Genomic DNA, 25,152 nt, shown 5'->3' on the forward strand with positions numbered 1-25,152 from the left:
TATTCCCCATGAAACTGCCTGCTTCTCTCGCCTTCAGCCTTAGCGCCCTGGCCTTTTCCATCGGCGCGATGGCCGCCGACACCTTTGCCCCAAGCCGGACCCGCAACAAGGCGACGGCCGTGTGTCGAGCTTCTACACCTGGTCCAAGGCCATCCCTGCAACGCCTGGCAAGCTGCTGCGCAGCGAACCGCTGGAGCAGGCGCTGAGCCTGCCGAACGCAGCCAGTGCCCAGCGCATCCTCTACACCTCCCTGGACGGTATCGACGGCAAGACGCCAATCGTGGTGTCCGGGGCACTGTTCATACCCAAGGGCAAGGCGCCTGCCGGTGGCTGGCCGGTCGCCAGCTGGGGCCACGGCACCGTGGGCGTGGCAGACATCTGCGCACCGTCCTGGGCCGGCCGCTCCTACCGCGATGTGCAGTACCTCAACCGCTGGCTTGAGGAGGGCTATGCCATCGTCGCCACGGACTACCAGGGCCTGGGCGTGCCCGGTGGCCACCCGCTGCTGAACAACCGCATGGCGGCCTACGGCATCCTCGACGCCGCCAAGGCTGTGGTTGCAGGTGTGCCGGGGCTGGCCGACAAAGTGCTGATCATCGGTCAGTCCCAGGGCGGTGCCGGCGCCTTCGCCGCCGGTGCCTATGCTGCCACCTATGCCCCCGACCTCGGCGTCAAGGGCAGCATCGGCACCGGCGTGATCTATACCGTGGGGTCGAAGAACGTCGGTGAGCAGGACCCGAACAAGGTCGACCCGGCGCTGGCCTACGGCTTCTACACCCTGCTCGCCGCACAACAGTACGACCCCAGCATCGACCCCCGCGACTTCTATACCGACAAGGCCCTGCCGCTGTTCGAGCAGGCCCGCACGACCTGCCTGTCGTCGCTGGTCAGCGACGTGGTCGGTACTGGCCTCACCCCGGCCAACGCCAAGAAGGACTACCAGGGCGACAAGCTCAAGCCCTGGCTGGCCCAGGTCTCGTACCCCACGCTCAAGCTGGCACAACCGATCTTCATTGGCACCGGGGCTGAGGACAAGACGCCTGCCGCCGCCACCCAGGTCGCGCTGATGCAGGACGCCTGCAAGGCCGGCTCGGTGGTCCAGGGCCACCTCTACAAGGGCCTTGGCCACAGCGAAACGGTCAATGCCTCGCTGAAGGACTCGATCCCCTTCGCCCGCCAGGTAATAAACGGCCTGCCGGTCACGCCCAACTGCAGCCCAACCGTCCAGTAAGGAACCCAGGCCATGAGTATCGAATTCTTCACCCGTCTGCCGCTGCATGGCGAAACCCAGTTCCTGCCCGGCGACCCGCGCAACCGCGGCGACTGGCACGCCGGCGGCCCAAGCACCGGTGCGGTGTCAGGCTTCGCTGTCGGCGATCACTTCACTTATATCGACTACCTCGGGCAGATCGCCCGGGCGGCGGAAATCAACGGTTTCGGCGGTGCATTGATGGTCAACGCGCCCAGCGGCGAGGAGCCCTGGACGGTCTGCTCGCTGCTTGCCCGGGAAACCCGCACGCTGAAGTTCGTCACCGCGTTCCAGCCCTATCACTACACGCCCTGGGTGGCGGTGCAACAGGCCGCGACGTACCAGCGCGCCACCGGCAACCGCCTGGTGTGGAACATCATCAACGGCGGCTCCGACGCCATCCAGCGCCAGGTCGGTGATTTCGAAGACCATGACCAGCGCTATGCCCGCGCCACAGAGTTCATGGACGTGGTGCGCGGCTACTGGCACAACGAGCAGTTCCATTACCAGGGCACTTACTACAGTGCCGAGGGCGGCGGCCTACGGGGCCCGCTGAAAAAGGCCGAGCTGCCGCTGATCTGCACTGCCGGCTCATCGGTGGCGGCACGCGAGTTCGCCGCCAAGCATGCCGACTTCTACCTGATGCGCGCCGAACACCCGGATGAGATCGCCGCATTGATCGCCGACATCCGCGCCCGTGCGCTGAAATGGGGGCGCACCGATATCCGCTTCGGCCTGTCCATCGATGTGATTGCCCGCGAGAGCGAAGACGCCGCACGGGCCGAGGCTAAACGCTTCTTCGACGAAGGCGTGGCCAAAGGCACGGTCAAGGCGCGCGTCGCGCATGCCGGCCTGCGCACGGCGCGCAAACTGAGCTACGAGCATGGCTACAGCGACCAGGACGACGCGCAATCGTTCGACGACTTCTTCATCCATCCCAATGTGTGGACCGGTTTCGGCTATATCGGCATCCCGCCAGGCTGCGCGCTGGTCGGCAGTTACAGCAACGTGGTGGCGCGCATCCGTGAATACCACGCCATCGGCATCGACCTGTTCTTCCTCGCCGGTTACCCGCACCTGGAGGAAGCCTACCGCATCGGCGAGCACATTCTGCCGCACTTTCGCAGCGAACGCGCCGCCCTCGCCCGGGCGGCCGTTTCCCCCGTGCAACTGCACGCCAGCAACGGAGGCTGAGCCCATGGCCAGGGACGGTTACCCATTGAGCCGGCGCAGCTTCCTCGGCCACGCCGGGGTGCTGGCCGGCGGGCTGCTGGCCGGCTGCGGCCCCAGCGACAGCCCTGGCAGCGCAGTTGCCGACCAGCCGCGCCAGGGCGGGCGGCTGCGCCTGGGCATCATCGATGGCAACCAGAGCGGTAACCTGGACGCCCACAAACCGGTCGGCAGCGGCATCGTGCGAGGCTTTGCGCTGTACAGCAAGCTGTGGGAGTGGGACGAGCAGATGCAACCGCGCCTGGCGCTGGCCGAGTTCGCCGAACCCAACGCCGATGCCAGCGGCTGGACCCTGCGGCTCAAGCCGGGGTTGGAATTCCACCACGGCAAGACCATCGATGCCGACGACCTGATCTTCTCCATCCGGCGCCTCACCGACCCGCAGCTGGCCTCGCCGTATGCCGCGCTGCTGCACTGGGTGGACCGCGACAACCTGGTCAAGCTCGATGAACGCACTGTACGGCTGGGCTTTCGCGATGGCCGCAGCTACTTGCCGCTGCCCGAAACCTGGGTCAACTTCGGCGGCATCGTGCCAGTGGACTACCACCCGGTGACCAACCCAGTCGGCGCCGGGCCCTACAAGCTCAAGAGTTTTACCCCCGGCCAGCGCTCGCTGTTCACCCGTTTCGACAACTACTACAAAGCCGGCAAGCCGTATGCCGATGAACTGGAGATCATCGACTTCAAGGACCAGACCGGGCGCCTGGCAGCCTTGCGCGCCGGGCAGATCGACATGGCCAACGTGATGTCCACCGAACATCTGCAGGTGCTCCAGGCCGACCCGCGCCTGCAGTTGCTCAAATCGGTGAGCGGCAACTGGCTGTCGTTCGACATGAACACCGCCAAGGCGCCGTTCGACGACCCGCGGGTTCGCCAGGCGTTTCGCCTGCTGGCCGATCGCGAGGAGCTGGTGCGCCGGGCGCTCAATGGCCAGGGCCGGGTCGCCAACGACCTGTATGCGCCGTTCGATCCAACCTTCGATCACAGCCTGGGCCCACGCCCGCACGACCCGCAACGGGCTGCGCAGTTGCTCAAGGAGGCAGGCCAGGAAGGCCTGCAGGTGGAACTGGTGACCACGCCTGGGCCGGGGCTTGCCTCCGCATTGGTGCTGGCCGAACAGGCGCGGCGCATTGGCGTCACGATCACAGTGCGTCAGGTGGACCTGGCGACCTTCCAGGGTCCGCAGCGCGACGACTGGACACTGAGCACCGGCGGCAGCATCGGCGCGCCTTTTCTGGCCAGCGCCATCCATACCGATGCGCCGTTCGCCGTGGCCAACAAGACCCACTTCCACGACCCCGAGTTCAGCGAAGCATTCCTCGCTGCCATGGCCCAGCCGGACCTGGCCAAGCGCACGGCGCTGGTCCACCGCGCGCAGCGTATCCAGTACGACCGCGGCGGCATGCTGATCTGGGGTTACGCCGATTTGCTCGACAGCGTCAGCACCCGGGTCGGCGGGGCGCAGGCGGAGCAGTCGCTGTTCAGTACCTGGAGGTTCGAGCGCCTGTGGCTCAGGAGTTGATCTACAGACGGTCTACTGGCTGTTCCCGCCCTAAAGCCGGGCGGGCGCCAGGGCCGGTACAGACAACCCCCTAAATCGACACCAACCGCAGGCGCGGCTGCGCCCTCGCTGTTCCCATTTCCCTGAATCGAACGAGGCCCAGCCCCCATGCTCCCCGTTGCCTTGCTGCACCCGAAATTCAAGCCTAGCGCACTGGCACTGGCCATCCTGGCGGCCAGCACACCCCTGGCTCACGCCCAGGACACTCAACTGCAGACAGTGACCGTGCAGGCCAAGCAGGTCGATGACGACGCCCTGCCCACGCGGCCACCCGCCTCGATCTATGGCGGCCTCGAAGCGAAGGTGCTCGACACCCCACGCTCGGTCACCCAGATCAACGCCGAGCAGCTGGCCCGCGACCCAATCCGCAGCGCCGACGACCTGGTCAAGTACGCGCCTGGCATTACCCGTGGCGGTGGCCAGAACGCCGGCATCGCCCCGCAGATGCGTGGGCAGAACACCGAGGTGTTCCAGGACGGCCAGCGCGCTTATGGGGTCCGTCACCCGGCCAACTTCAACGCCTACGAAGGCGCCGACATCGTCGCCGGCCCCTCCTCGGTCAGCTATGGCTCGGTCAGCGGCAGCGGCGGCTACGTCAACTACCTGAGCAAGAAGCCCGACTTCAACCGCTTTCGTACCCAGCTCAGCGGTGAAATCGGCAGTTGGATCCCCGATGGCCAGTCGCGCGATGCCACCAAGTTCAGCGTCGACAACACCGGCCCGCTCAGCGACAGCCTGGCCTACCGGGTCAGCATCACCCGCCAGCGCCAGCAAGACTTCTACGACAACGTCGAAAACAACTTCGACGCGTTCTACGGCGCCCTGGCCTGGCGCAACGACAACCTGCGGGTGGACTGGAACGCCGCCTACGACAACTACTACGACTACAACATCACCCACGGCTGGAACCGTGCCAGCCAGGACCTGGTCGACCATGGCAAGTACTACGCCGGGCGTGCCACACCGATCATCCAGAACGGCAACACGTTATGGTCGCCGGTACTGTCCTCCGGCGCCGCCGACGCCCAGGTACTGGGCTGGGTACAGCGCCAGCGCAATGCCCAGGGCCAGTACCCGGTGGTCAACGGCAGCTTCCAGGGCTCTTCACCCAACACCCAGGCCAGCCCCGGCAGCCTGCGTGGCTGGGTCTATGACCCTTCGCTGGCAGGCAATGGCCTGACCTCACTGTCGTCGCAGACCGGGCAGCGTGCCGAGGACCAGAACCGCTCCCGGCGCTTTACCACGCAACTGCGGGTCGAAGGCGAGCTGACCCCGTCGATCACCCTGGCCAACAGCACCTTCTACCAGCATTCCACCGACACCACCGACGCGGTGGGCGCCTTCCAGGTGCAGGGCAAGGACGACATCTTCGACAACCGCTTCGAGTTCCGCGCCCGCGGCCAATGGCAATTGGGCAACCTGACGTTGGTCGATGACAGCAATACCGGCCTCATCTACCGCCGCGAGTCCAACGAGTCGATCGCCGCCAACAACAACTTCGGCTCCACCATCAACGCCTACGACCTCACGCTCGACCCCAGCCTGAAGAACCCCGGCGACCTGCTGGGCCTGGCCGGGCGCAACCCGGCCGGCGGCAATGCGGCCTGGATCGGGCAGCCGGGCGTGCCGCAGTTTTCCAGCTATTACGGCTGGCTCAACCTGCCGGCCATGTACCCGGCAGGCCACGGCCTGTATGCCGAATCGGTGGCCCCCTACACCGCCGACAGCACCTGGACCACCAAGACCCTGTTCAGCCAGCACAACCTGCGCCTGGGTGAACGGTTTGGCCTGAACGTCGGCGCCAGCCGCAGCTGGATCGACGCCCGCATCGAGAACCCCTTCGTCCTTGCCGGCGGCAACCCGCGCAAGGATGCCAACAACTACCGGCTTTTTTCGGTGCAGGTCAGCCCCTACGTCAAACCCACCGAAAACAGCACCCTGTACTACACCTTCGACCGCTCGTTGGCGGTCAACACCGGATTCTTCACCAACGGCCTGGGCTGGGGCAGCGGCGCCGGCGCCAACCAGCTCAACCCCCTGGCCTTCGAGAGCCTGAGCGTGCTGCATGAAGTGGGCCTGAAAGTCGAGGCGGTGCCCGACCAGCTGTTCCTCACCTTGGCCGCCTACCGACAAGCCCGCGACCAGGCCCCAGACAGCAACAACTCTATCGCCCGGCTGATCGTCAAAGGCTGGGAGGCAACGTTGCGCTATCAGGATGACCACCTGCGCGGCGGCCTCAACCTCAGCCGTATCAGCGCCTACAACGAGTTCACCAGCCAGGCCGGATTCGCCTCGGCCGGCTTCATCCCCGACAACGGCACCGTGTTTGGCGACAACAACAGCCTCAATCAGCGCCCTTCTGGCAAGTTCGATGCCGTGCAGATTCCCGAATACAACGCCGGCGGCTATGTCGACTACCGCTTCGACTCAGGCTTCGGTGTGGCGCTGTCCGGTTGGTGGACCAGCAGCTGGTACCTGAACCTGAGCAAGACGGTGAAGGTGCCGGACGAATACAACCTCGACCTCGCCGTGTATTACCGCCAGCCCCAGTGGGGGGCCACCCTGCGCATGCTCAACGTCACCGACGAGCTGAACTTCGTCAGTGGCCTGGCCGGTTCGACCAATACCTTCCTGCAACCGATGCCTGGCCGCACCCTGCTGGCACAGGTCGATTATCAGTTCTGACCCTGACCCTCACCTGAAAGGCTCCGCCAATGCCCATTGAATTCGTCGGTATGATCTTCCCCCGTCAATGGTCCGAGACCCGCGGCGTGCGCACGCCCGACTTCGACCTGCCGTTCATCCGCCACCATGCCCGCGCCCATGAGCACGCCGGGTTCGACCGGGTACTGATCGCCAGTGGTCCCGGCAGCGCCGACAGCCTGCAGATTGCCGCGTATGCCGCCGCGCACACCGAGCGCCTGGGCTTCATGATTGCCCACCGCCCCGCCCTGACCGCGCCCACGGTGGCGGCGCGGGCCTTCGCTACCCTCGACCACACCACCGGCGGCGGGCGTATCCGCCTGCACGCGATCACCGGGATCAGCGCCGAGCCACAGGAGGGCGATACCCTGCTGGACAAGACCGAGCGCTACCGCCGCACCGACGAGTACCTGGAGATCGTCCGGCGCACCTGGACAGCCGAGGAGCCGTTCGACTTCCAGGGCCGCTACTTCAACGTCAAAGGTGCATTCTCACCGGTAAAACCCTTGCAACAGCCACACATCCCGATCTCCTTCGGTGGCTCTTCCGACATCGCCTACCAGATCGCCGTCAAGCACGCCGACCTGTATGCCTTGTGGGGTGAGCCGCTGAAGGGGGTGGCCGAACAGATAGCCAAGCTCAAGGCCGCCGCCAGCGCCGCTGGCGTGGCGCCACCGCGGGTCAGCCTGTCGGTGCGGCTGATCCTGGGGGCCACCGAAGAGCTGGCCTGGCAGCGTGCCGAACAGATTCTTGCGCAAATCAAGGCCAACCCCCAGTACGCGGTGGACAGCCCCTGGCACAAGCGCATCAAGGGCACCGGTTCTGAACGCCTGCTCGCCGCAGCCGCCCGCGCCGATCGGCATGACCGTGCGCTGTGGATGCCCACGGCAACGGCGGTAGGCGCCTACGGTGACACCACGGCACTGGTAGGCACCCCGGAAACGGTGGCCCAGGCGTTGCTCGATTATGTCGACCTGGGGGTGACCACTTTCCTCAACCGAGGCTATGACCCACTGTATGACACGGTGGACTATGGGCGCTGGGTGATACCGGCCGTACGTGAGGAAATCCGGCGCCGTCAGGCCCGAATTGCTGGGTGACCTCGCCGTTGCGCCTGCACCGTCCTCATCACCGGTTCGCTGGCGATGAGGACGCCAAGCGCACTACAGGTTCAGCCTGGGCGAATGCTCTACCAAGGTCCGGGTATAGGGATCGACCGGCTGGCCCAGTACCTGCTCAGCGGTCCCCTGCTCCACCACCTTGCCCTGGCGCAACACCAGCACGCGGTCAGCAATAGCCCGTACCACACCCAAGTCATGGGTCACGAACAGCAGCGTCAGGCCCTGTTCCTGCAAGCGTCGCAACAACGCCAGGATCGACGCCTGCACCGAGACATCCAGCGCCGACGTGATCTCATCGCACACCAGCAGGCGCGGTTCGCAAATCAACGCTCGAGCAATCGCCACCCGCTGCCGCTCGCCGCCCGACAGGCTATTGGGATACAGGTCGGCAACCCGCGCCGGCAGCGACACACGCTGCAGCACCGCCTCGACCCGGCCACGTGCCTCGGCGCCGCGTATGCCAAAGAAATGCGCCAGGGGTGCGCTCAAGGTTTGCGCGATGGTCTGGCGTGGGTTCAGCGCCCGGTACGGGTTCTGAAACACATACTGTATCTGGTGGCGCAGCCTTGCATCGCGCTGCCGCGCAGCAAAGGGCAACGGCTCGCCCGCGTAGCGCAACTGCCCCTGAAGGTTCTCGCCAAGCCCGGCAATCGCCCGGGCCAGGCTGGTCTTGCCCGAGCCGGACTCGCCTACCAGCGCCAGGCATTCACCCTGCCTCAGGGCGAATGAAACATCGAAAAGCACCTGCCGGTCATAGGCGACGTCCAGGCCCTGCACCTCCAGCAAACGCGCCTGGCTGTGCAGCGCCGGGGCCGCCCCAGGGTTTTCGCCCACGGTCATCGCCTCGCGATACGGCAGCAGGCAGGCAACCTGTTGGTGATGGGCATGGTCAAGCAAGGCTGGCTCGATGACCACACACTCGGCACGGCGCCTGCTACACCGGGGCGCGAACGCACACCCTGGCGGGCGCTGGCCCGGCGCCGGTGCATGCCCGGCAATCGCCTGCAGCGGCTGGCGCCGGCCGACATCGGGAATGGCCGAGAGCAGCGCGCGGGTATAGGGGTGGGCCGGTGCCTGGAAGAGAGCGTCGCGCCCGGCGATTTCCACCAGCCGCCCGGCGTACATGACCATCACTCGGTCCACCAAGTCGCGGACCACAGCCAGGTCATGGGTCACGTACAGGGCCGCCACGCCATGGCTGCGGCACAGACGCTTCAAGGTGTCCAGCACATGCGCCTGGGTGGTGACGTCAAGCGCCGTGGTGGGCTCATCCAGCACGATCAACCTGGGCCGCAGCACAAACGCCAGCGCCAGCATCACCCGTTGCTGCTGCCCACCAGACAACTGGTGCGGGAAACGCTGCACAAACGCCTCGTCATCGGGCAAGCCAACGTCGAGCAAGGTTGCCCCTACGCGCTGGCGCACCACGCTGCGGGCAAGACCCGGATGATGCGCCAACACGGTCTCGCGCAGCAGCGCACCGATGCGCAACGCGGGGTTCAAGGCGGTGGCCGGGTCCTGGGCGACGTAGCCGATCAACCCGCCACGGGCCTGGCGCAGGGCCTCACCCTGCAGGTCGAGCACAGCTTGCCCGGCCACCGCGATGTGCCCGCCGACGATCCTTGCGCCCTGCCGGGCATGACGCAGCAAGGCGGTGGCCAAGGTGGTCTTGCCCGAACCGGACTCCCCCACCAGCCCGACGATCTCCCCTGCTGCCAGGCTGAACGAAACGTTGGCCAGCACATCCACCTGCGACGCCAGCTCCACACGCAGGTCGCTGACCCTCAGCACCTCGGTATCTATTCTCAACGCGGTCGTCACGGCTGTTTCTCCCCAATCCTGGCACTGACCCGGCCGATACCTTCGGCCAGGATATTGGTGCCATAGGCAAATACCGCGATCAGCAGCGCCGGTGCCAGCACTGCCCAGGGTTGTACCAACAGCCCGGCCTGGTTCTCGTTGATCATCAGGCCCCAGTCGGCCGCCGGTGGCGCCACGCCATAGCCCAGGAAGCTCAAGCCCGAGAGCATGCCCACCGCCCAGGTCAGCATGTTGCCAAAGTGCACCAGCAGCGGCGTGAGGATATTCGGCAGGATCTCGTTGAGCAGAATCCGCCAGCGCGGGTAGCCCATCATCTGCGCCGCCTCGACGAACTCCTGCCCGGCCACCGCCACCGCGGCGCCCCGTGCCAGGCGCACCACGCCCGGGGTAAAGGCAATGGCCACGGTCAGCACGATCAGCCATGGCGCGCGGCCAAGCATCGACACGATCAGCAGCACCAGGATAAGGTCCGGAAAGGCCAGCGAAACATCCGCCGCCCAGCTGATCGCCTGGTCCAGGCGTCGGCGCGAGAAGCCCGCCAGCAAACCGAGGCCGCTGCCCACCAGCAAGGCGATGGAAGCCGCCGCCAGCGACATCCACAACACCGACAGGCCACCGCTGAGCAGCCGCGAGAGCAAGTCGTGCCCCAGGAAGTCATGCCCAAGCGGTGCGTCGGCACTGGGCCCGCCATACACCGGGCCGACCATGGCAGTGGGTGCGTGTGGCGCCAGCGCAGGGCCGAGTAAGGCCAGCAAAGCCACCAGGACGGTGATCACAGTGCCCCGCCGCACCTGCGGGTCGGCCCACCAGCGTGCGTCAATCATGGTTGGCCTCCTGGGCAGGTGTGCTGCGCACGCGCCGCCACCAGGGGCGGATACCGCGCCGGTTGCGTCGGATCATCCGCACCCGGCGGGCGGTGCGCAGTTTGGGCGTGAGCAGAACGGTCAGCAGATCGGCCAGCAGGTTGATCAGCACTACGGCCAGGGTAATGACCAGCACCACACCCTGGATCATCGGCAAGTCGCGCATCTGGATCGCCGCGTTCAGGGCCGTGCCGATGCCCGGGTAGCTGAAGATCACTTCGGCCAGCAGCGCGCCACCGACCAGCGTGCGCAGGGTCAGGGCCACGCCCTGGATCGCCGGGGTCAGCGCATTGGGCAAGGTATGGCGCCAGACGATACGCCGCTCGGGGATGCCGCGCAGGCGGGCGGCGATGACATAGTCGGATTCCAGCGCCTCGATCATCGAAGCGCGCACCATCCGCGTCAGGTACGGCAATGCTGACAAGCTCAGAGCAATCACTGGCAGCACCAGAAACGGCAGTTGCCGCCACAAGGGCTGTTGCGGATCGAGGATCGACACCGCCGGCAACCAGCCCATGCCGGGCATGGAAAACAGCAGCACCAGGCCAATGGCCAACAGAAAACCCGGGGTCGCCTTGAACAGGATCAACACCGAGAGCCCCCAGCGGTCCAGCGGCCGGTCACGCCGCAACGCCAGGCTCACCCCCAGCACCAGGGCCAACGGCACCACCAGCGCCAGCACCCCGGCGAGCAAGGCCAGCGTATGGCCCAGCCTGCCGAACAACAGCTGCGCCACCGGCACTTGCGAGTCCAGCGAAATGCCCAGATCACCCTTGAGCAAGGCGCCGAGCCAGCGCAGGTACTGCACCAGGATCGGCTGGTCGAGCCCCAGTTGCCGTTGCAGGGTCAGGATGCTTTCCAGGGGCGCGTCCGGGCCGAGAATGACCCGCGCCGGGTCCGAGGGCAGCGCCTGGGTGGCGATGAACACCACCAGGCTGATCACCCAGGCCGTCAACAGGCCATAGCCCAGACGGCCGATGAACCAGGCCAGCCAGGCGGGGGTACGGGGGGAGCGGTCATTACGGTCAGGCATGGTTCAACCACAGCTCGTCAAAGCGCCAGGAGGCGAAAGTGGTCTGTTCCGGGGCGAGCCCGCCGACCTTGGCAGACGCAGCATCCAGCACGTCCGAAAAACCCCAGATCAACAACCCACCGCGCGCGTGCTGAATGACCTGCGCTTCATGCACCAAGGCCTTGCGCCGCTCCAGGTCGGGCTGAGCGAGGGCCTGGCGGAACAGCTCGGTGAAGCGCGGGTCATGGAAATTGCTGCGGTTGTAGATGGCCTGGGGGGCGTCGTTGTGCAGCCCCGAGGCGAGAAAACCACGGGCTGGGGTCGAGCCGGGGGACAATTGCCATTGCTCGCGCTGCGGGCCGTTGAACACGGAGCCATCGACCTGGTTGACCTTGACCTGCACCCCTGCCTTTTGCGCCTGCTGGGCGAACACCAGTGCCGCGTTCACCCCTGGGCCAGGCGTGGTGGTCAACACCACGCGCAAATCGTCCTGCCCCGCCTGGCGCAACAGCGAGCGGGCCTGATCGAGGTCATAGGGACGCTGGGCGATGGCGTGGTTGAAGGTTGGGTCGTGGGGCGCATAGAGGTCGTTGGCGACCCGGCCAAAGCCATTGAGCCCCCGGGTTACCAGCTCCTGGCGGTCGGCCAGCAGGCGAAACGCCTGGCGCACGCGTGGGTCTTGGAACGGAGCCTTGGCCAGGTTCAGGTTGAACCCCGTGAACGAGGTGGTCGGCGAGGCATACAGGCGCAGGCGCGGGTCGGCCTTGAGCAAGGCACTGTGTTCGGCCTGCACACCGCTGGCCACGTCGATCTGCCCGGCGCGCAGGGCGGCGGCGCGCGAAACCTGATCCTTGAATTCGATGATTTCCAGCTCGTCGGCGTAGGGCTGGTTGGCTTTGTAGTAGTTTTCAAAGCGGGTGTAGAGCGAACGCTGGCCGGGCAGGAAGCTTTTCAGTCGGTAAGGGCCCGCGCCGACCGGGTTGGTCAACGGGTGGTAATCGGTAGGCACGATACCGCCGAAGCTGATCAGCGTTTCATCCAGCGGATAGAAGCTCTGCCCCTGCCTGAAACGGACCTCGATGGTACGCGCGTCCAGCTTGCGCAAGGCCTGGCGGTCGATTGCCCCGACCAGCCCGGCGAAGGGCGATGCCAACTGCGGGTCGGTCAGGCGCAGGATGGAGAACAGCATGTCGTCGGCGGTGATGGACTTGCCATGGTGAAACTCCAGGCCCGGCTTGATGCGGATGGTCCAGGCACTGGCATCGGCGTTCGGCTCGGCGAACTCGGCCAGCGCCAGGCGCGTGCTGACGTCGGGGTTCCACTCCCAGAACTTGGCGTACAACGCCCAGCCCCGGATGATGCCGCCGCCCACAGGCTTGTGCGCATCAAGGTTGCCGGCCTGGTCACCGTCGATGATGCCCACCCGCAGGCGGCCACCGCGCACCGGCGTGTTGGACAGCGGCTGTGACGCCGTCGCAGGCGCACCGGCGTCACAGCCGCTGAGCAGCCCGCCACCGAGCAGCAAGCCGCCCCCGACCGCCAGGCTGTTGCCGAGAAACACCCGGCGCGAAAACAGCTCGCTCATCACCCTCTCCTTACACCGGCTCGGCCACGGCCGGCTTGACTGCAGCACCGAGTTGCGGCACGTCGAAACCGTGATCGAGCTCCAGCAACGGGAACAGCAGATCGGCCACCCGGTGCGCTTCGTCGATCAGCGGAAAACCCGAGAGGATGAACGCCGACGTACCCTGGGCTTCGTACTCACGCAGGCGCTCGGCGACCTGTTGAGCGCTGCCCACCAGATAGGTACCGGCGGCCGGGCCGAGGATGTTGAAACCGAACAGGCTCGGGCCAAGCCAGACGTTGGGGTAAATCTCCAGCTCACGGGCGGTGGGCAGGCGCCCGGCGCGGATGCTGTCAAGGTTGCGCTGGATGCGAGGGTCCTCACTGACGTAGCTGTCCAGGGTCTGACCCGCCGGTAGCTGTCGCTCGATGGCGGCCCGTGCAGTGGCCAGCGAGGTGCGCTGCAGCAGGCGCTCGGCGTGGGCCCAGGCCTCCTCTTCAGTTTCGCGCACGATCACCTGCAGGCGCGTGCCGTAGGTCAGCTCGCGGCCGATCTTCGCCGCCTCGGCGGCCACCCGGCGGAACTTGTCACCGAGCTTTTGTGGGGTATCGGCAAAGCTCAGGTACACGTCGAGCAACTGCACCGAATGGGCCACGCCCGGCGCCGAGGTGCCTGCCCCCCACAGCGGGATGCCAGGCTTCTGCCGCGGTGGGTGCCAGCCGCCCAGCGGATGGCTGGCCGCCGCCGGTACGCGCGGTGAGAGTTTGACGTAGCGGCCGTCGTAGCCGCCGGTTTCACCTGCGTAGAAGCCCTGGAAGGCGCGCCAGTACTCGAGGCTGAAGTCATACCGTTCATCGTGCGGGTAGTGCACGCCGAGGGTCGCCAGACCGGCATCATTGCCGTTGACCACATTGAACAGCAGGCGCCCGTTGGAAAACTGGTCGAAGGTCAAAGCCCACTTGGCCAGTACCGCTGGCGACACCTCGCCGGGGTGCTGGGCCACCAGCAAGCGCAGGCGCGTGGTGGCGTCAATCAGCGCGGCAGAGACTGCCAGGCTTTCGTTGGGGCTGGAGCCAAGCAGCGAACCGTAGTAACCCAGGCGATCCGCAGCCACGGCCAGTTGCTTGAGGTGCTGGAAATCGGTTTTCCAGCGCCCTTCGGGTTCCCAGGGATAGGGGCCGTCGGGGGTGGTGAGGTACCAGAGGATCTTTACCGCCATGTGCGTGGTCCTTGCTTCGATGAGAGGTTGGCCTGTGGGGCTGCTACGCAGCCCCAGCATGCGAATCAGCTACGCCGGTCGATACCGGGCACCAGGCCCAGTTCGGACGCACGTTCGTACAGCCCGCTCATCTTCCATTGCTGGGTGAGTACACCTGGGCCATAGGGCCGCGAACCGCCAAGGGCATCGGCGAGCAACTGGATCTGAGCCCCCTCCTCCAGCAACAGGATGAATTCGGCCGTGGCGCGCAGGCCCTGCTTGCCCCACACGGTAGAACCGCCATTGGCTTCGAGAATCGCCAGGTTGAACGGGTTTTCGGCAATCTTGTCCAGAATGAAGTCCACCTCCGCCTGACGCCGGTCGATGTACACCGGCAGTTCGCGCGCCAGCTGGTAGCGCTGCACCGGCACGTAGTGGAACGGCAAGGTGCGATGCGTCTGCGCCCAGGCGCCCAGGTACGGGCTGTGCACGTGGGACACGGTGGTGATGTCGGCGTGGGTCTGGAACAACTTGGTGTAACGGCCCAAGCCGCCTTTGCCCTTGCCCACCAGCACGTTGCCGGCAAAGTCGGTGACGGTGGCCTGCAACGGCTTGCGGTGGTTCCAGGGGCCGCCGTAGTTCACCGACACCAGCAGTTCCTCGCCAGGCACACGCTCGATGAAGCCCACCGTGCCATTGGCGGTGATGGTGTTGGTTTCACGAAAGACGGTGAACGCCGCCTCGGCCTCGGCCAGCACTTGGTCGATGAAGGTTTGCAGCTCGGCGGTGATGGGGCGTTCGTTGATCAATACGGTCATGTCGGTTCTCCTGGTGACGATGCGAAGTCAGGCGCGGCGCTGGGCCAGCAGTTGATGGGCAGCTTGCAGGGGGCGTGGGTCGACCCAGTCGGCAATGTCGAAATCGCCTTCGAGGAAGCCGTGCAGGTAGAGGAAGTCCTTTTGCGTGCTCAAAAACGCCAGGCGCTGAGCGGACAGGTCAGGCGCCAGGGTGGTATGGAAGTCCCCCCGGTAGGCTTCGGCCACGCCCTGGCTGCCGGCACGGGTTTCGTCTTCGAGGAAGCTGTTGAGCCCAGCGCGGTTACCGGCCGCCCACTCGGCGGCACGCAAGGTTTGCGCGAGGAAGCGCACCACCAGGTCGAAATGGTTGTCGAGCAGGCTCTGGTGCACGGTGATTGGCCGGGGCGTGCCGTTGTTGATGCGATGCCGTGGGTCCGCCAGCAGGTCAAGGTCGACCCCGACCACCAGGCCCAGGCGCCGTGCCGCATCGGCAGCGGCCGCGCCTTTGACGTAGACGGCATCCACCTCGCCGCGGGCCAGGTACTCAAGGCCTGACCACAGGCGTTGCAGCCCCAATTGCGGGGTGGTGGCCCCGGCCTGGTCGAGCAGCGCCACCTCCACCAGTTGCACATCGTCCAGGTGCAGGTCGGCCGAGGCCAGCGCGCCTTTGTAGCCGTGCAGGCTCATGGCCCTGGCGATGCTGCCTGGGCGGCTGTCACCCCAGGCCGGCAGGGCAAGGCGCTTGCCGCGCAGGTCGGCGGCGCTGCGAATGTTCGAATCGGGGCGAACCAGGATGGTTTGCCATTCTTCGATCCAGGTCAGGCCGATCAGCCGGCTCGGCGAACCTGCCGCCCGTGCGGCCAGGGCGGGAACGTTGCCCCCTTCGCGAAACAGCCCTGGCAGTTGGTGATCGTAATGGTGATGGCCCAGTTGGCGGGCTTCCTGGAGGGTCGAGACCGGCAGACCATCGCCAGCAAATTCTTCGTCCAGCCAGCCAAGCTTGTAGGCAATGCCCGAGGCGGTCGGGACTGGGCAGCGGGTGAACCAGATGCGGTCCAGGGTGGGTGTGTCGTTGGCGTTGGGCACGGGGGTAGCGAGGGTCATGGGGTGGCTCCTTGGGCGTCGTGTAGGCCCTGTTGCAGTGTGCGTGCCAACCGCTGGAAGGCTTGATTTACCTGGGGTCTGCAGATGCTGCCCAAAGGCGGTTGCTGGGCTGGGAGCAAGATTGCGGGCCCACTGCTGCCACAGCAGCAAGGCGCGTGACGACAGGTGTTGCTGGGGCAGCAGGCTCTCGGGCCAAGCCCTGTGGGAATGGGGCATTGCGGGGAATGGCAAAGAACTTGCTCAAGGGTGACTGACCGCGGTGTCGCCATTGGCGGGCAAGCCCGCTGCCTCAGGAGTGCTGCCGTCCCTCAGACGGCTGACGCACCTGTCAGCGGGTTTGTCCGCCAAACCGGCGCACTGGCCCTTGAAGACAATTGCGAGACAGCCCCATGAGCGCCATCGAACCCAACCCCATCCACCGCCTGACCAGCGAAGCCGAAGCCATCGCGGCCGCCCGCGAAGTTGCAGCGCAGATCGCCGAGCTCGCCGCCGACCCAGGCAACAATGGCCAGCTTCCACGCCGTCAGGCTGAGCTGTTGTCGCGCAGCGGCCTGACCGCCATCGGCGTGCCGGCCCAGTTCGGCGGCCTGGGCGCCTCGGTGCAGACCCTCGTTGAAACCGTGCGGCTGATCTCCACCGCCGACGGCGGGGTGGGCCAGTTGTTGCAGATTCACAACGTCATGCTGCGGGGCATTTTCACCGGCTACGCCGATGATGTTCGCGACCGCCTGGTCGCCGACGTGCTGGCCGGCAAACGCTTGGGCAATGCCCTGGCCGAAGTCGGCGGCAAGAACAAGTTCGCCCTCAAGACCCGAGTCGAGCGCCGCGCCGATGGCTCGCTGGTGCTCAACGGCAGCAAGTTCTACTCCACAGGTGCCTACCTGGCGGACTGGATCTCGCTGACCGCGGCCAGCGAGGACGGCGGCGTCGGCGTGCTGCTGCACCGCGATACCCCGGGGCTGACCCTGGTGGACGACTGGCAGGCCTTTGGCCAACAGAACTCGGTGAGCGGCACGGTCAACTTCGACGACATCGTCCTCGATGAACGCTACCTGTCGCGCCGCAGCGGCCCGATGAAACGCACCGGCCTGACTTTCCCGCAGATCCTCCACGCCGCCATCGACACCGGCATCGCCGCCGGTGCGTTGCAGGCAGGCGTCGACTACCTGCGCGAGCATGCGCGGGCCTGGGTAGAAAGCGGCGTGGAGCGGGCGAGCGACGAGCCCCACGTCATTCGCCAGGTCGGCGAATACGCCGTGGCTCTGCGCGGCGCCGAGTCGGTGCTGCGCGAGGCCGCACGGGTGTTCGACGACCATGAACGCGACCCCGAGAACAAAGCCCTGCAGGATGAACTGATCCTCTCGGTGGCCACCGCCCGTGCGCACTCCGACGCGGCATCGCTGAAAATTTCCAGCGACCTGTTCTCGCTGCTGGGGGCCAGTGCGTCGTTGAGCAAGTGGAACCTGGACCGCTTCTGGCGCAATGCCCGCGTGCACACGACCCACGACCCGATCCGCTGGCGCCTGCACAACGTCGGCAACTACTACCTCAATGGCGCCGACCCAGGCGAGTACACCGCAGTACTCAATGCCAAGGAAACCCAGGGCGCCACGCGCCGTTAACGCCCATGTGGGGCCGCGTCGCGGTCCCGGTTTCGAGTCTCTACATGAACCATCCGCTTCTACGCGCCCTGGCCATCTACCGGGAAATGCCCTGGCGCTTCGCCCTCGTCACCACCTTGTACATTGCCGGCAACCTGGGCCTGGTCTGGCAACAATGGCTGATCGGTCACGCCGTCAACGATGTCAGCGCCGGCCGCGCCGTGGTGCGACTGCCCGAAGGTGGCCTGGACGCGTCCGTGGCCTGGCACTGGCTGTGGCTGTTGCTGGCCATCGCCTTTGCCAGGGGGGCGTTGCAATACGCCGCCGCCGTGCTGTCGCTGGTGCTCAGCCAGGCCCTGCTCACGCGCCTGCGCGAGCGCATCCTGACCCAGGTCCAGCGCCTGCACCTGGGCTACCACTGGCGTCACGGCATGGGCGAGCTGGTGACCCGCACCACCCGGGACGCCGACAAGGTCCGCGACGCGCTGATCACCTTCTGGCGGCAGATCATTGAAACACCCCTTGTGGTCATGGCCGCCGTGGGCCTGCTGTGCTGGTACGACCCGCTGCTGGGCCTGGTGCCGCTGCTGCTGACAGGCGCCGGGGTGTGGCTGTTCGTCGTGCAGACCGACCGCCTGGTGGCCCTCGACCGCGCGGTCGGCGCCGCCTACGACCAGGTCAGCCAGGACCTGGCCGAAGGCATCGGCGGCGTGCGGGTGATCAAGGCGTTCGGCCTGGAACGCCAGCGCATCGCCCGGTTCGCCCAGCAGGTCGGTGTATTCACTGGCCATGCCCGCGCCGCCCTGGCCTACGCGAGCTCGCGGATTCCACTGCCGCAGGCGGTCGTCGCGCTGGGGCACGTGTGGATCCTCGTCTACGGCGCCCATCGCGTGGCTGCCGGGGGGCTGGGGGTCGGCGAACTGGTCACTTCGTTGCTGGTGGCCACCACCCTGGTGTTTCGCATAGAAGGCATCGGCCGGGTCATGCAGACCTTCGCCGACGCCCGCGCCAGTGCCGAGCGCATCTGGCAACTGCTGGACGAGCGCCCGGCGATCGTCGGCGGCCTGGCCACGCTGCCGGCAGGGCCTCTGGGGCTTAAGCTGCACCAGGTGGGTGTCAGCGCACCTGACGGCGGCCGCGCCATCCTGAGTGACTGCTCGCTGACCTTGCAGCCTGGCGAGGTGGTGGCGCTGGTCGGTGCCACTGGCACCGGCAAGAGCCTGCTGGCCAGCTTGCTGCCGCGCCTGGCCGACGTACAGCACGGCGCCGTACTGGTGGGCAGCGACCACAGCGGTTGGCACGATGTACGCGACCTCGACCTGGCCGAGCTGCGCCGGCGGGTGCAGGTTGTGCCGCAGGAAAGTTTTCTGTTCTCCGACAGCCTGGCCGCCAACCTGCGCCTCGCCGCGCCGGACGCCAGCGCTGCGCAGTTGCACGAAGGCCTGCGCCTGGCCGCCGCCGAAGATGTGCTCGAACGCCTGCCCCATGGCCTGGACACGCCGTTGGGTGACCGCGGCGTGACCCTGTCAGGTGGCCAACGCCAGCGCCTGTGTCTGGCGCGAGCGCTGCTCGGGGCACCGGACATTCTCTGCCTGGACGACGCCACCAGCGCCCTGGACGCCCTGGCTGAGCAACGGGTGCTGGACAACATGCGGCGCCTGCGTGGCAAACCGGGGCAGGGCCCGACCCTGCTGCTGATTACCAGCCGCCTGTCCACCCTGCTGCTGGCTGACCGTGTACTGGTCCTGGAAAACGGCCGCATCAGCGCCAGCGGCAGCCATGCCGAGTTGAGCGCGAACAACCCCACTTACCGTGACCTGCTGGGGATCGACCATGAGTGAAGCACGCCACACGGCCCCCAGCGATATCGACGTAGAGCAGCGCCTGGCGCGCCTGACCCTGGACCGGAGCATGTTCCATCGCCTGCTGCCGCTGCTGCGACCGATTCGCGGGCAGATCCTGGCGGTGATCGGTATCGAGCTGCTGCTGGTCTTCACCGTATTCTTGCGGCCCTGGTTCGTCCGCGAGTTGCTGGACAATGGCCTGGTGGCCAGTGCTGGCCACTGGCTGCTGGATGAGCGTCTGGTGCTGTGGCTCGGCGTGGGCCTGGCGGCCAGCTGGCTGGGGCGCTTTTTACTTGCCGGGGTGTCGCAGTGGATCGCCGGGGGGGCCGCGATTCGTGTGCTCAACGAATTGCGGATCACAGTGTTCGCCCACGTCCAGGCGCTGTCAGTGAGCTATTTCGACCAGACCCGCGCCGGGCGCATCATCTCCCGTGCCGACCGCGATGTGGACAGCCTTGAGCCACTGCTGGTCCAAGGCCCGCCGGAACTGCTCGGTGCCCTGCTGCGCTGTGGCCTGGCGGCGCTGATGCTGTGGCGCATCGAGCCAAGCTTTTTCTACAGCCTGGCCGCCACCGTGCCGTTGCTGGCGGTGGCCACCTGGCGCTTCAAACGGGTGTCACAACGCAACTGGGCCAAGGTCGCCGAACACCGCAGCCGCTTTACCGCACACCTGGTCGAGAGCGTCAGCGGCGTGCGGCTGATCCAGCAGTGCGGCCACGAGCAGAAGAACCAGGCGCGCTACCGCGGCCTGCTGGAAGACTTCAACCAGGCACTGGTACGCGGCAGCCTGCGCGCGGGCTGGTTTGCACCGTTCACGGCATTACTGAGCACTGCTGGCATGGCCGTGCTGTTGCTGGTGGGGGGCTACGGCTTGGCGCAAGGCAAGGTCAGTGTCGGCCAGGTCGCCGAGAGCCTGTTCTACGTGTTCCTGTTCCTAGGGCCGTTGCAAGAGCTGTCCGACCTGTTCGAACGGTATGCCACCGGCAGCGCCTCGGCGCAGCGGATCTTCCTGCTGCTCGATACCCGCCCGCAGGTACTCGACCCGCACACCCCGCAGCCGCTTGCCCGGGCACAAGGCAAGGTGGACTTCGAACACGTCGGCTTTGCCTACACCGCCAACGCTGCGCGGCCAGTGATCGACGGCCTCGACCTGCACCTTCACGCAGGCGAGGTGGTCGCCATCGTTGGGCCGTCGGGCCATGGTAAAAGCACCCTGGTGCAGCTGCTAACGCGTTTTTATGAGGTGCAAAGCGGCGCCGTGAAGCTGGACGGCATCGACCTGCGCGAGCTGGCCCAGCACGACCTGCGGCGCAATGTGGGGGTGGTGTTGCAAGACAATGTGCTGTTCAGTGGCAGCATTCTCGACAACCTGCGCCTGGCCGCCCCGGGGGCCGACGATGCCCGGCTGGTGGCCGCAGCGCGCGAGCTGGGCGCCGACGAGGTGCTCGAACGCCTGCCCCAGGGTTACCACAGCGAAGTCGGCCCGCTGGGCACTCACCTGAGCCACGGCCAGCGGCAACTGGTGTGCCTGGTACGCGCCTACCTGGCAGACCCTGCGGTCCTGGTGCTGGACGAAGCCACCTCGGCGGTGGACGTGCACACGGAGCGGCGTATCCAGCGCGCCCTGCGCCGGCTGTGCCAGGGCCGTACAGCGATCATCATCGCCCATCGCCTGGCGACTATCCGCGATGCCGACCGGATAGCCGTGGTCCGGCATGGGCGGGTGGTGGAACAAGGGCCACATGCGCAGTTGATGGACAGGGGCGGGGCGTATGCCGCGCTGTATGCAGCTTACCTGCGCAGTGCGGGCGAGCGCTTGCCCGATTTGACCGAAGCCTGACCTCACCGGCCTCTTCGCCGGCCTGTGCCGCGAAGAGGCCCTGTTCATGCTGCTCTCCCAGCATCCATTGCTTCTCGATTGCTGCCACAGCAGCACCTGGCCCTCCCCCTGCCCCGCCAACCCCCGCTGCACAGGCCCTCGGCCGGGCATGGCACAGCCGTTGCACCACGCTCCCCATCCGCTCAACCTCCCCTTCAGGAGCCTCCATGACCACCGAATTTTTCTGGCGACTGCCGCTGGGCACCGATGGCCCGCAGTTGTCCACCGACCGCCACAACCGGGGCAACCCACAGCACCGCCCCGGCAATATCGCCCCCGGCCGCCTGCCCAACGGTGAGCGCGACGGCTTCACCTACATCGACTACATCGCCCAGGTGGCCAAGGCCGCGGAACTCGCCGGTTTCGAGGGCGCCCTGCTGCCCACCGGCCCCGAGCCCTGGATCGCCGCCGCCGCCCTGGCGCGGGAGACCCGGCGCCTACGCTTTCTGATCGCCTTCCAGGCCACTTGGACCTTGCCCGCCTATGCCGCGCAACAGGCTGCCATCCTGCAGAACCTCAGCGGCGGCAGGCTGGACTGGAACATCATCACCGGCGGCAACCCGGCCAGCCAGCGCGCCCATGGCGATTTTCTCGAGCATGACCTGCGCTACCAGCGCACCGGCGAGTTTCTCGACGTTATCCAGGGCCTGTGGGAGCACGACAGATTCTCCTACGAAGGTGACGTCTACCGCCTGGAAAACGGCAGCCTGCCAGCTGGCCTGCAACAGGAACGCAAACCGGGTGTGTACTTCTCCGGTTTCTCCGATGCCGCGCTGGAAGTGGCCGCGCGCCACGCGGACGTCTACCTGAACTGGGCCGAGCCGATCGACAAGCTCAAGCCCCACATCGAGCGGGTTCGGGAACTGGCCGACAAGCAGGGCCGCAGCGTGCGCTTCGGGCTACGCGTCGACCTGTTCGCCCGCGAGACCGAAGAGCAGGCCTGGCGCGAGCTGCGCCAGCAGTTCGAACGCCTGGAAGGCAAGGCCAGCACCGCGGCCAAAGGCTTCGTGAGCGGCTCCGATTCGGTGGGTGGCGCACGCCAGGCAGCCTACCACCAGCATTTGCAGGGGTTTGACGAACTGGTCCTGGCACGCAACCTCTGGGCCGGTTTCGCCAAGGCCAAGCCCGGCCCCACCGTAGGCCTGGTAGGCAGCCACCAGAACATCGCCGAGCGCCTGGCCGAATACCGCGACGCCGGCTTCAGCACCTTCATCCTGGCCGGCAACCCACACCTGGAAGAAGCCCTGCGCATCGGCCAGGAGGTGCTGCCGCTGGTTCACCCACGCAGCGCAAGCCACCCTCTGCAGGCCAGCGCCTGACAACGTTTCGGAGCATGAACATGAGCGAACCTCTGGATACCCTCTGGTATACCCGCTGCCCAGTGCCGACAGGCCTGGGCATCGCGGTACAACAAGGCTGGCTGCAGGAAGACCTGGCCCACCTGGGCACCCAGGTGCAATCGGTGCGCGAAGCCGACCAACAGGCCGTGCGCGAATCGCACTTCGACCACAGCCTGCGCAACTCGGTGCGCCACGGCGGCAGCATCCCGGCGATCTGGGCCCGCGCCCAGGGCCGTGAAACCCGGGTGATCGGCCTGTCGTGGGCCGACGAAGCGCAACTGATCCTGACCCGCCCGGACAGCGGCATCCACACTGTCAAAGACCTCAAGGGCCGCCGCTTCGGCCTGCCTGACTGGGCATCGGCGCAAATTGACTTCACCCGCGCCCAGGCCCTGCGCGGCCTGGAAAACGCACTGAAACTCGCCGGGCTGCAGGTCGGCGATGTCGAGCTGGTCAATTACCGCTACACGGGCACCTTCAGCGATCGTCCCGTGCGCAACGTGGCCGGCACGCCGGTCTCCGCCAGCCAGAGCGAAGGCCGCAACCTGGAGCTGGCGGCCTTGCTGCGTGGCGAAGTCGACGCGATCTTCCTCAAGGGGGCCAGCGCCGTACAACTGGCCCACGCCTTCGCCCTGCACACGGTGATCGACACGGGCAGCCACCCCGACCCGCTGATCCGCAGCAACAACGGCACGCCGCGCACCCTGGCGGTCGATGAGCATTTGCTGCAAGCCCATCCGCAGGTGGCCCGCACCCTGCTTGGCGCGGTCTTACGCGCCGAGCGCTGGGCTCACCAGCACCCTGACGAAACCCGCCGTTACCTGGCCCGCGAAACCAATAGCAGCGAGTATTGGGTCAGCGTCGCCTATGGCAACGATGCGCACCTGCGCCTGAGCACCGGGCTGGACGACCAGGCCATCGACGCGTTGCAGGACTTTGTCGAGTTTCTCAAGCGCTGGCGCTTCATCCCGGCCCGGTTCGATGTGCGCGAGTGGATCGATCGCCGGCCACTGCAACACCTGCAGGCCCCCACCCCCATGGACAGGAAGCCCGTTACCCCATGAGCAAGCCTTTGGAAACTCTCTGGTACACCCACAGCCCCGTGCCCACCGGCCTTGGTATAGCCGTGCAGTCGGGGCGGCTGGCCGAGGCGTTTGCGCCGTTCGGCACCAACATCCAGTCGCTGCGCGAGTCCAGCGAACGGGAGGTGCGCGAAGCCCATTACGATCATCACCTGCAGAACTCCGTGCGCCATGGCGGCAACATCCCGGCGATCTGGGCCTATGCCAGCGGCGTCGACACCCGTGTGCTGGGGCTGTCGTGGAGCGACGAGGTGCAGTTGATCCTGACCACCGAAGAAAGCGGTGTGCGCAGCATCAAGGACCTCAAGAACCGCCGCTTCGGCCTGCCGAAATGGGCCAACGTCCAGATCGATTTCACCCGTGCCCAGGCCCTGCGAGGGCTTGAGAACGCGCTGAAACTCGAAGGCCTGGCCGTGGCCGATGTGGAGCTGGTCGACTACCCCTACGGCGGTACCTACAGCGACGACGCCAAGCAACACCTGTATGGCGCCGAAGTGAGCCTGGGCACCAGCCGTTTCAGCCGCCGCAACAACGAGTTGATCGGCCTGCTGCGCGGCGATATCGACGCGATCTTCCTCAAGGGCGCCCACGCCGTTCACCTGGCCCACGAGTTCGGCCTGCGCGTCGTGGTCGACACCGGCAGCCACCCGGACCCGCTGATCCGCAGCAACAATGGCACCCCGAGGACCTTGACCGTCGACAGTCACCTGCTGGAGGAGCACTTCGATGCCAGCCGCACGTTGGTCGACACCGTGCTGCGCACCGAACAGTGGGCGTGGGCCAACCCTGAGGAAACCCGGCGCTTTCTCGCCCGTGAACTGAACACCAGTGAATACTGGGTGGCAGCGGCCTACGGCGACGACGCGCACAGGCGCCTGCGTACCACGCTGGACAGCCGCTCGATCGAGGCGCTGCAGGACTTTACCGAGTTCCTGTTCCGCTGGGCGTTCATACCGCGTCGCTTCGATGTGCGGGAATGGATCGATTTCAGGGTGCTGGAGAGTGTGATCGGTTCGACTTCACGGTTGGCCGTGTAACCGAGGGGGCGCTGGGCGCCCCCCACCCTCTGGACCACAGACTGCTGCCTGGCCAGCACCTGCTGCCCCAGCAGCACCCGCCAAGCACCCCGCTGCTGCCCTGCCTGCAATCGGCCTCGCCACCACCTGACTAATCCTTATAAATC

At 66.5% G+C, this 25,152-nt stretch carries 17 protein-coding genes and 1 pseudogene; 11 read left to right on the forward strand and 7 right to left on the reverse strand.

Features of this window, described 5'->3' with window-relative positions; all coding sequences use genetic code 11:
* Positions 1-8: 8 nt before the first annotated feature.
* From APH34_RS03430 to APH34_RS03450, 5 genes and pseudogenes are all read left to right on the forward strand, one after another.
* Positions 9-1,231, forward strand: a pseudogene (locus APH34_RS03430) (lipase family protein).
* Positions 1,232-1,243: 12 nt separating this feature from the next.
* The gene (locus APH34_RS03435) at positions 1,244-2,443 is read left to right on the forward strand and encodes an LLM class flavin-dependent oxidoreductase (protein ID WP_054899769.1); all 1,200 of its coding nucleotides are present in this window, start codon (positions 1,244-1,246) and stop codon (positions 2,441-2,443) included.
* A 4-nt stretch (positions 2,444-2,447) separates the two neighbouring features.
* A complete protein-coding gene (locus tag APH34_RS03440; RefSeq protein WP_054899770.1) occupies positions 2,448-4,001 on the forward strand; it encodes an ABC transporter substrate-binding protein in 1,554 nt (517 codons plus the stop codon).
* Between the two features lie 147 nt (positions 4,002-4,148).
* Positions 4,149-6,725 (forward strand): TonB-dependent receptor plug domain-containing protein, encoded by a 2,577-nt coding sequence (locus APH34_RS03445; RefSeq protein WP_054899771.1) that lies wholly within the window; start codon positions 4,149-4,151, stop codon positions 6,723-6,725.
* A gap of 29 nt (positions 6,726-6,754) precedes the next feature.
* Positions 6,755-7,843 carry an LLM class flavin-dependent oxidoreductase gene (locus APH34_RS03450; RefSeq protein WP_054899772.1) on the forward strand — a complete coding sequence of 363 codons (1,089 nt, stop codon included), beginning with the start codon at positions 6,755-6,757 and terminating at the stop codon, positions 7,841-7,843.
* Between the two features lie 63 nt (positions 7,844-7,906).
* Here APH34_RS03450 and APH34_RS03455 read toward each other — a convergent pair whose 3' ends face one another.
* The 7 genes from APH34_RS03455 to APH34_RS03485 form a co-directional block, all read right to left on the reverse strand.
* A complete protein-coding gene (locus APH34_RS03455; protein ID WP_054899773.1) occupies positions 7,907-9,685 on the reverse strand; it encodes an ABC transporter ATP-binding protein in 1,779 nt (592 codons plus the stop codon).
* Complete coding sequence (locus APH34_RS03460; protein ID WP_054899774.1) at positions 9,682-10,509, reverse strand: ABC transporter permease; 828 nt, start codon at positions 10,507-10,509, stop codon at positions 9,682-9,684. Before APH34_RS03460 ends, APH34_RS03455 begins: the two co-directional genes overlap by 4 nt.
* Complete coding sequence (locus APH34_RS03465) at positions 10,502-11,581, reverse strand: ABC transporter permease (protein ID WP_054899775.1); 1,080 nt, start codon at positions 11,579-11,581, stop codon at positions 10,502-10,504. The genes APH34_RS03460 and APH34_RS03465 overlap by 8 nt, the downstream gene beginning before the upstream one ends.
* Entirely contained in the window at positions 11,574-13,145 is a 1,572-nt protein-coding gene (locus APH34_RS03470; RefSeq protein WP_054899776.1) for an ABC transporter substrate-binding protein, read from the reverse strand. The genes APH34_RS03465 and APH34_RS03470 overlap by 8 nt, the downstream gene beginning before the upstream one ends.
* Positions 13,146-13,155: 10 nt before the next feature.
* Positions 13,156-14,343 carry an LLM class flavin-dependent oxidoreductase gene (locus tag APH34_RS03475; RefSeq protein ID WP_054899777.1) on the reverse strand — a complete coding sequence of 396 codons (1,188 nt, stop codon included), beginning with the start codon at positions 14,341-14,343 and terminating at the stop codon, positions 13,156-13,158.
* A gap of 65 nt (positions 14,344-14,408) precedes the next feature.
* Positions 14,409-15,140 (reverse strand): class II aldolase/adducin family protein, encoded by a 732-nt coding sequence (locus APH34_RS03480; RefSeq protein ID WP_054899778.1) that lies wholly within the window; start codon positions 15,138-15,140, stop codon positions 14,409-14,411.
* Positions 15,141-15,167: 27 nt separating this feature from the next.
* Positions 15,168-16,223 carry an ABC transporter substrate-binding protein gene (locus APH34_RS03485; RefSeq protein WP_054899779.1) on the reverse strand — a complete coding sequence of 352 codons (1,056 nt, stop codon included), beginning with the start codon at positions 16,221-16,223 and terminating at the stop codon, positions 15,168-15,170.
* A gap of 389 nt (positions 16,224-16,612) precedes the next feature.
* Between APH34_RS03485 and APH34_RS03490 the strand changes: the two genes are divergently transcribed.
* From APH34_RS03490 to APH34_RS03515, 6 genes are all read left to right on the forward strand, one after another.
* Positions 16,613-17,845: an acyl-CoA dehydrogenase family protein gene (locus APH34_RS03490; protein WP_054899780.1), complete on the forward strand. Its 1,233-nt coding sequence runs from the start codon at positions 16,613-16,615 to the stop codon at positions 17,843-17,845.
* Between the two features lie 44 nt (positions 17,846-17,889).
* Positions 17,890-19,665 carry an ABC transporter ATP-binding protein gene (locus APH34_RS03495; RefSeq protein WP_054899847.1) on the forward strand — a complete coding sequence of 592 codons (1,776 nt, stop codon included), beginning with the start codon at positions 17,890-17,892 and terminating at the stop codon, positions 19,663-19,665.
* Positions 19,658-21,508, forward strand: a complete 1,851-nt coding sequence (locus tag APH34_RS03500; RefSeq protein WP_054899781.1) for an ABC transporter ATP-binding protein — start codon at positions 19,658-19,660, stop codon at positions 21,506-21,508. Before APH34_RS03495 ends, APH34_RS03500 begins: the two co-directional genes overlap by 8 nt.
* Positions 21,509-21,714: 206 nt before the next feature.
* A complete protein-coding gene (locus APH34_RS03505) occupies positions 21,715-22,866 on the forward strand; it encodes an LLM class flavin-dependent oxidoreductase (RefSeq protein WP_054899782.1) in 1,152 nt (383 codons plus the stop codon).
* 20 nt (positions 22,867-22,886) lie between these two features.
* Positions 22,887-23,951, forward strand: a complete 1,065-nt coding sequence (locus tag APH34_RS03510) for an ABC transporter substrate-binding protein (RefSeq protein WP_054899783.1) — start codon at positions 22,887-22,889, stop codon at positions 23,949-23,951.
* Positions 23,948-25,006 carry an ABC transporter substrate-binding protein gene (locus APH34_RS03515; protein WP_054899784.1) on the forward strand — a complete coding sequence of 353 codons (1,059 nt, stop codon included), beginning with the start codon at positions 23,948-23,950 and terminating at the stop codon, positions 25,004-25,006. The genes APH34_RS03510 and APH34_RS03515 overlap by 4 nt, the downstream gene beginning before the upstream one ends.
* The last annotated feature ends 146 nt before the right edge of the window (positions 25,007-25,152 follow it).

The sequence above is a fragment of the Pseudomonas sp. NBRC 111131 genome (genome assembly GCF_001320525.1).
Classification (GTDB): domain Bacteria; phylum Pseudomonadota; class Gammaproteobacteria; order Pseudomonadales; family Pseudomonadaceae; genus Aquipseudomonas; species Aquipseudomonas ceruminis.

Excerpts from the sequence above, each read along its gene's own strand:
- APH34_RS03435 (WP_054899769.1), top strand. The coding sequence starts at position 1,244 with ATGAGTATCGAATTCTTCACCCGTCTGCCGCTGCATGGCGAAACCCAG.
- APH34_RS03440 (WP_054899770.1), top strand. The coding sequence starts at position 2,448 with ATGGCCAGGGACGGTTACCCATTGAGCCGGCGCAGCTTCCTCGGCCAC.
- APH34_RS03445 (WP_054899771.1), top strand. The coding sequence starts at position 4,149 with ATGCTCCCCGTTGCCTTGCTGCACCCGAAATTCAAGCCTAGCGCACTG.
- APH34_RS03450 (WP_054899772.1), top strand. The coding sequence starts at position 6,755 with ATGCCCATTGAATTCGTCGGTATGATCTTCCCCCGTCAATGGTCCGAG.
- APH34_RS03460 (WP_054899774.1), bottom strand. The coding sequence starts at position 10,509 with ATGATTGACGCACGCTGGTGGGCCGACCCGCAGGTGCGGCGGGGCACT.
- APH34_RS03465 (WP_054899775.1), bottom strand. The coding sequence starts at position 11,581 with ATGCCTGACCGTAATGACCGCTCCCCCCGTACCCCCGCCTGGCTGGCC.
- APH34_RS03470 (WP_054899776.1), bottom strand. The coding sequence starts at position 13,145 with ATGAGCGAGCTGTTTTCGCGCCGGGTGTTTCTCGGCAACAGCCTGGCG.
- APH34_RS03475 (WP_054899777.1), bottom strand. The coding sequence starts at position 14,343 with ATGGCGGTAAAGATCCTCTGGTACCTCACCACCCCCGACGGCCCCTAT.
- APH34_RS03480 (WP_054899778.1), bottom strand. The coding sequence starts at position 15,140 with ATGACCGTATTGATCAACGAACGCCCCATCACCGCCGAGCTGCAAACC.
- APH34_RS03485 (WP_054899779.1), bottom strand. The coding sequence starts at position 16,223 with ATGACCCTCGCTACCCCCGTGCCCAACGCCAACGACACACCCACCCTG.
- APH34_RS03490 (WP_054899780.1), top strand. The coding sequence starts at position 16,613 with ATGAGCGCCATCGAACCCAACCCCATCCACCGCCTGACCAGCGAAGCC.
- APH34_RS03495 (WP_054899847.1), top strand. The coding sequence starts at position 17,890 with ATGAACCATCCGCTTCTACGCGCCCTGGCCATCTACCGGGAAATGCCC.
- APH34_RS03500 (WP_054899781.1), top strand. The coding sequence starts at position 19,658 with ATGAGTGAAGCACGCCACACGGCCCCCAGCGATATCGACGTAGAGCAG.
- APH34_RS03505 (WP_054899782.1), top strand. The coding sequence starts at position 21,715 with ATGACCACCGAATTTTTCTGGCGACTGCCGCTGGGCACCGATGGCCCG.
- APH34_RS03510 (WP_054899783.1), top strand. The coding sequence starts at position 22,887 with ATGAGCGAACCTCTGGATACCCTCTGGTATACCCGCTGCCCAGTGCCG.
- APH34_RS03515 (WP_054899784.1), top strand. The coding sequence starts at position 23,948 with ATGAGCAAGCCTTTGGAAACTCTCTGGTACACCCACAGCCCCGTGCCC.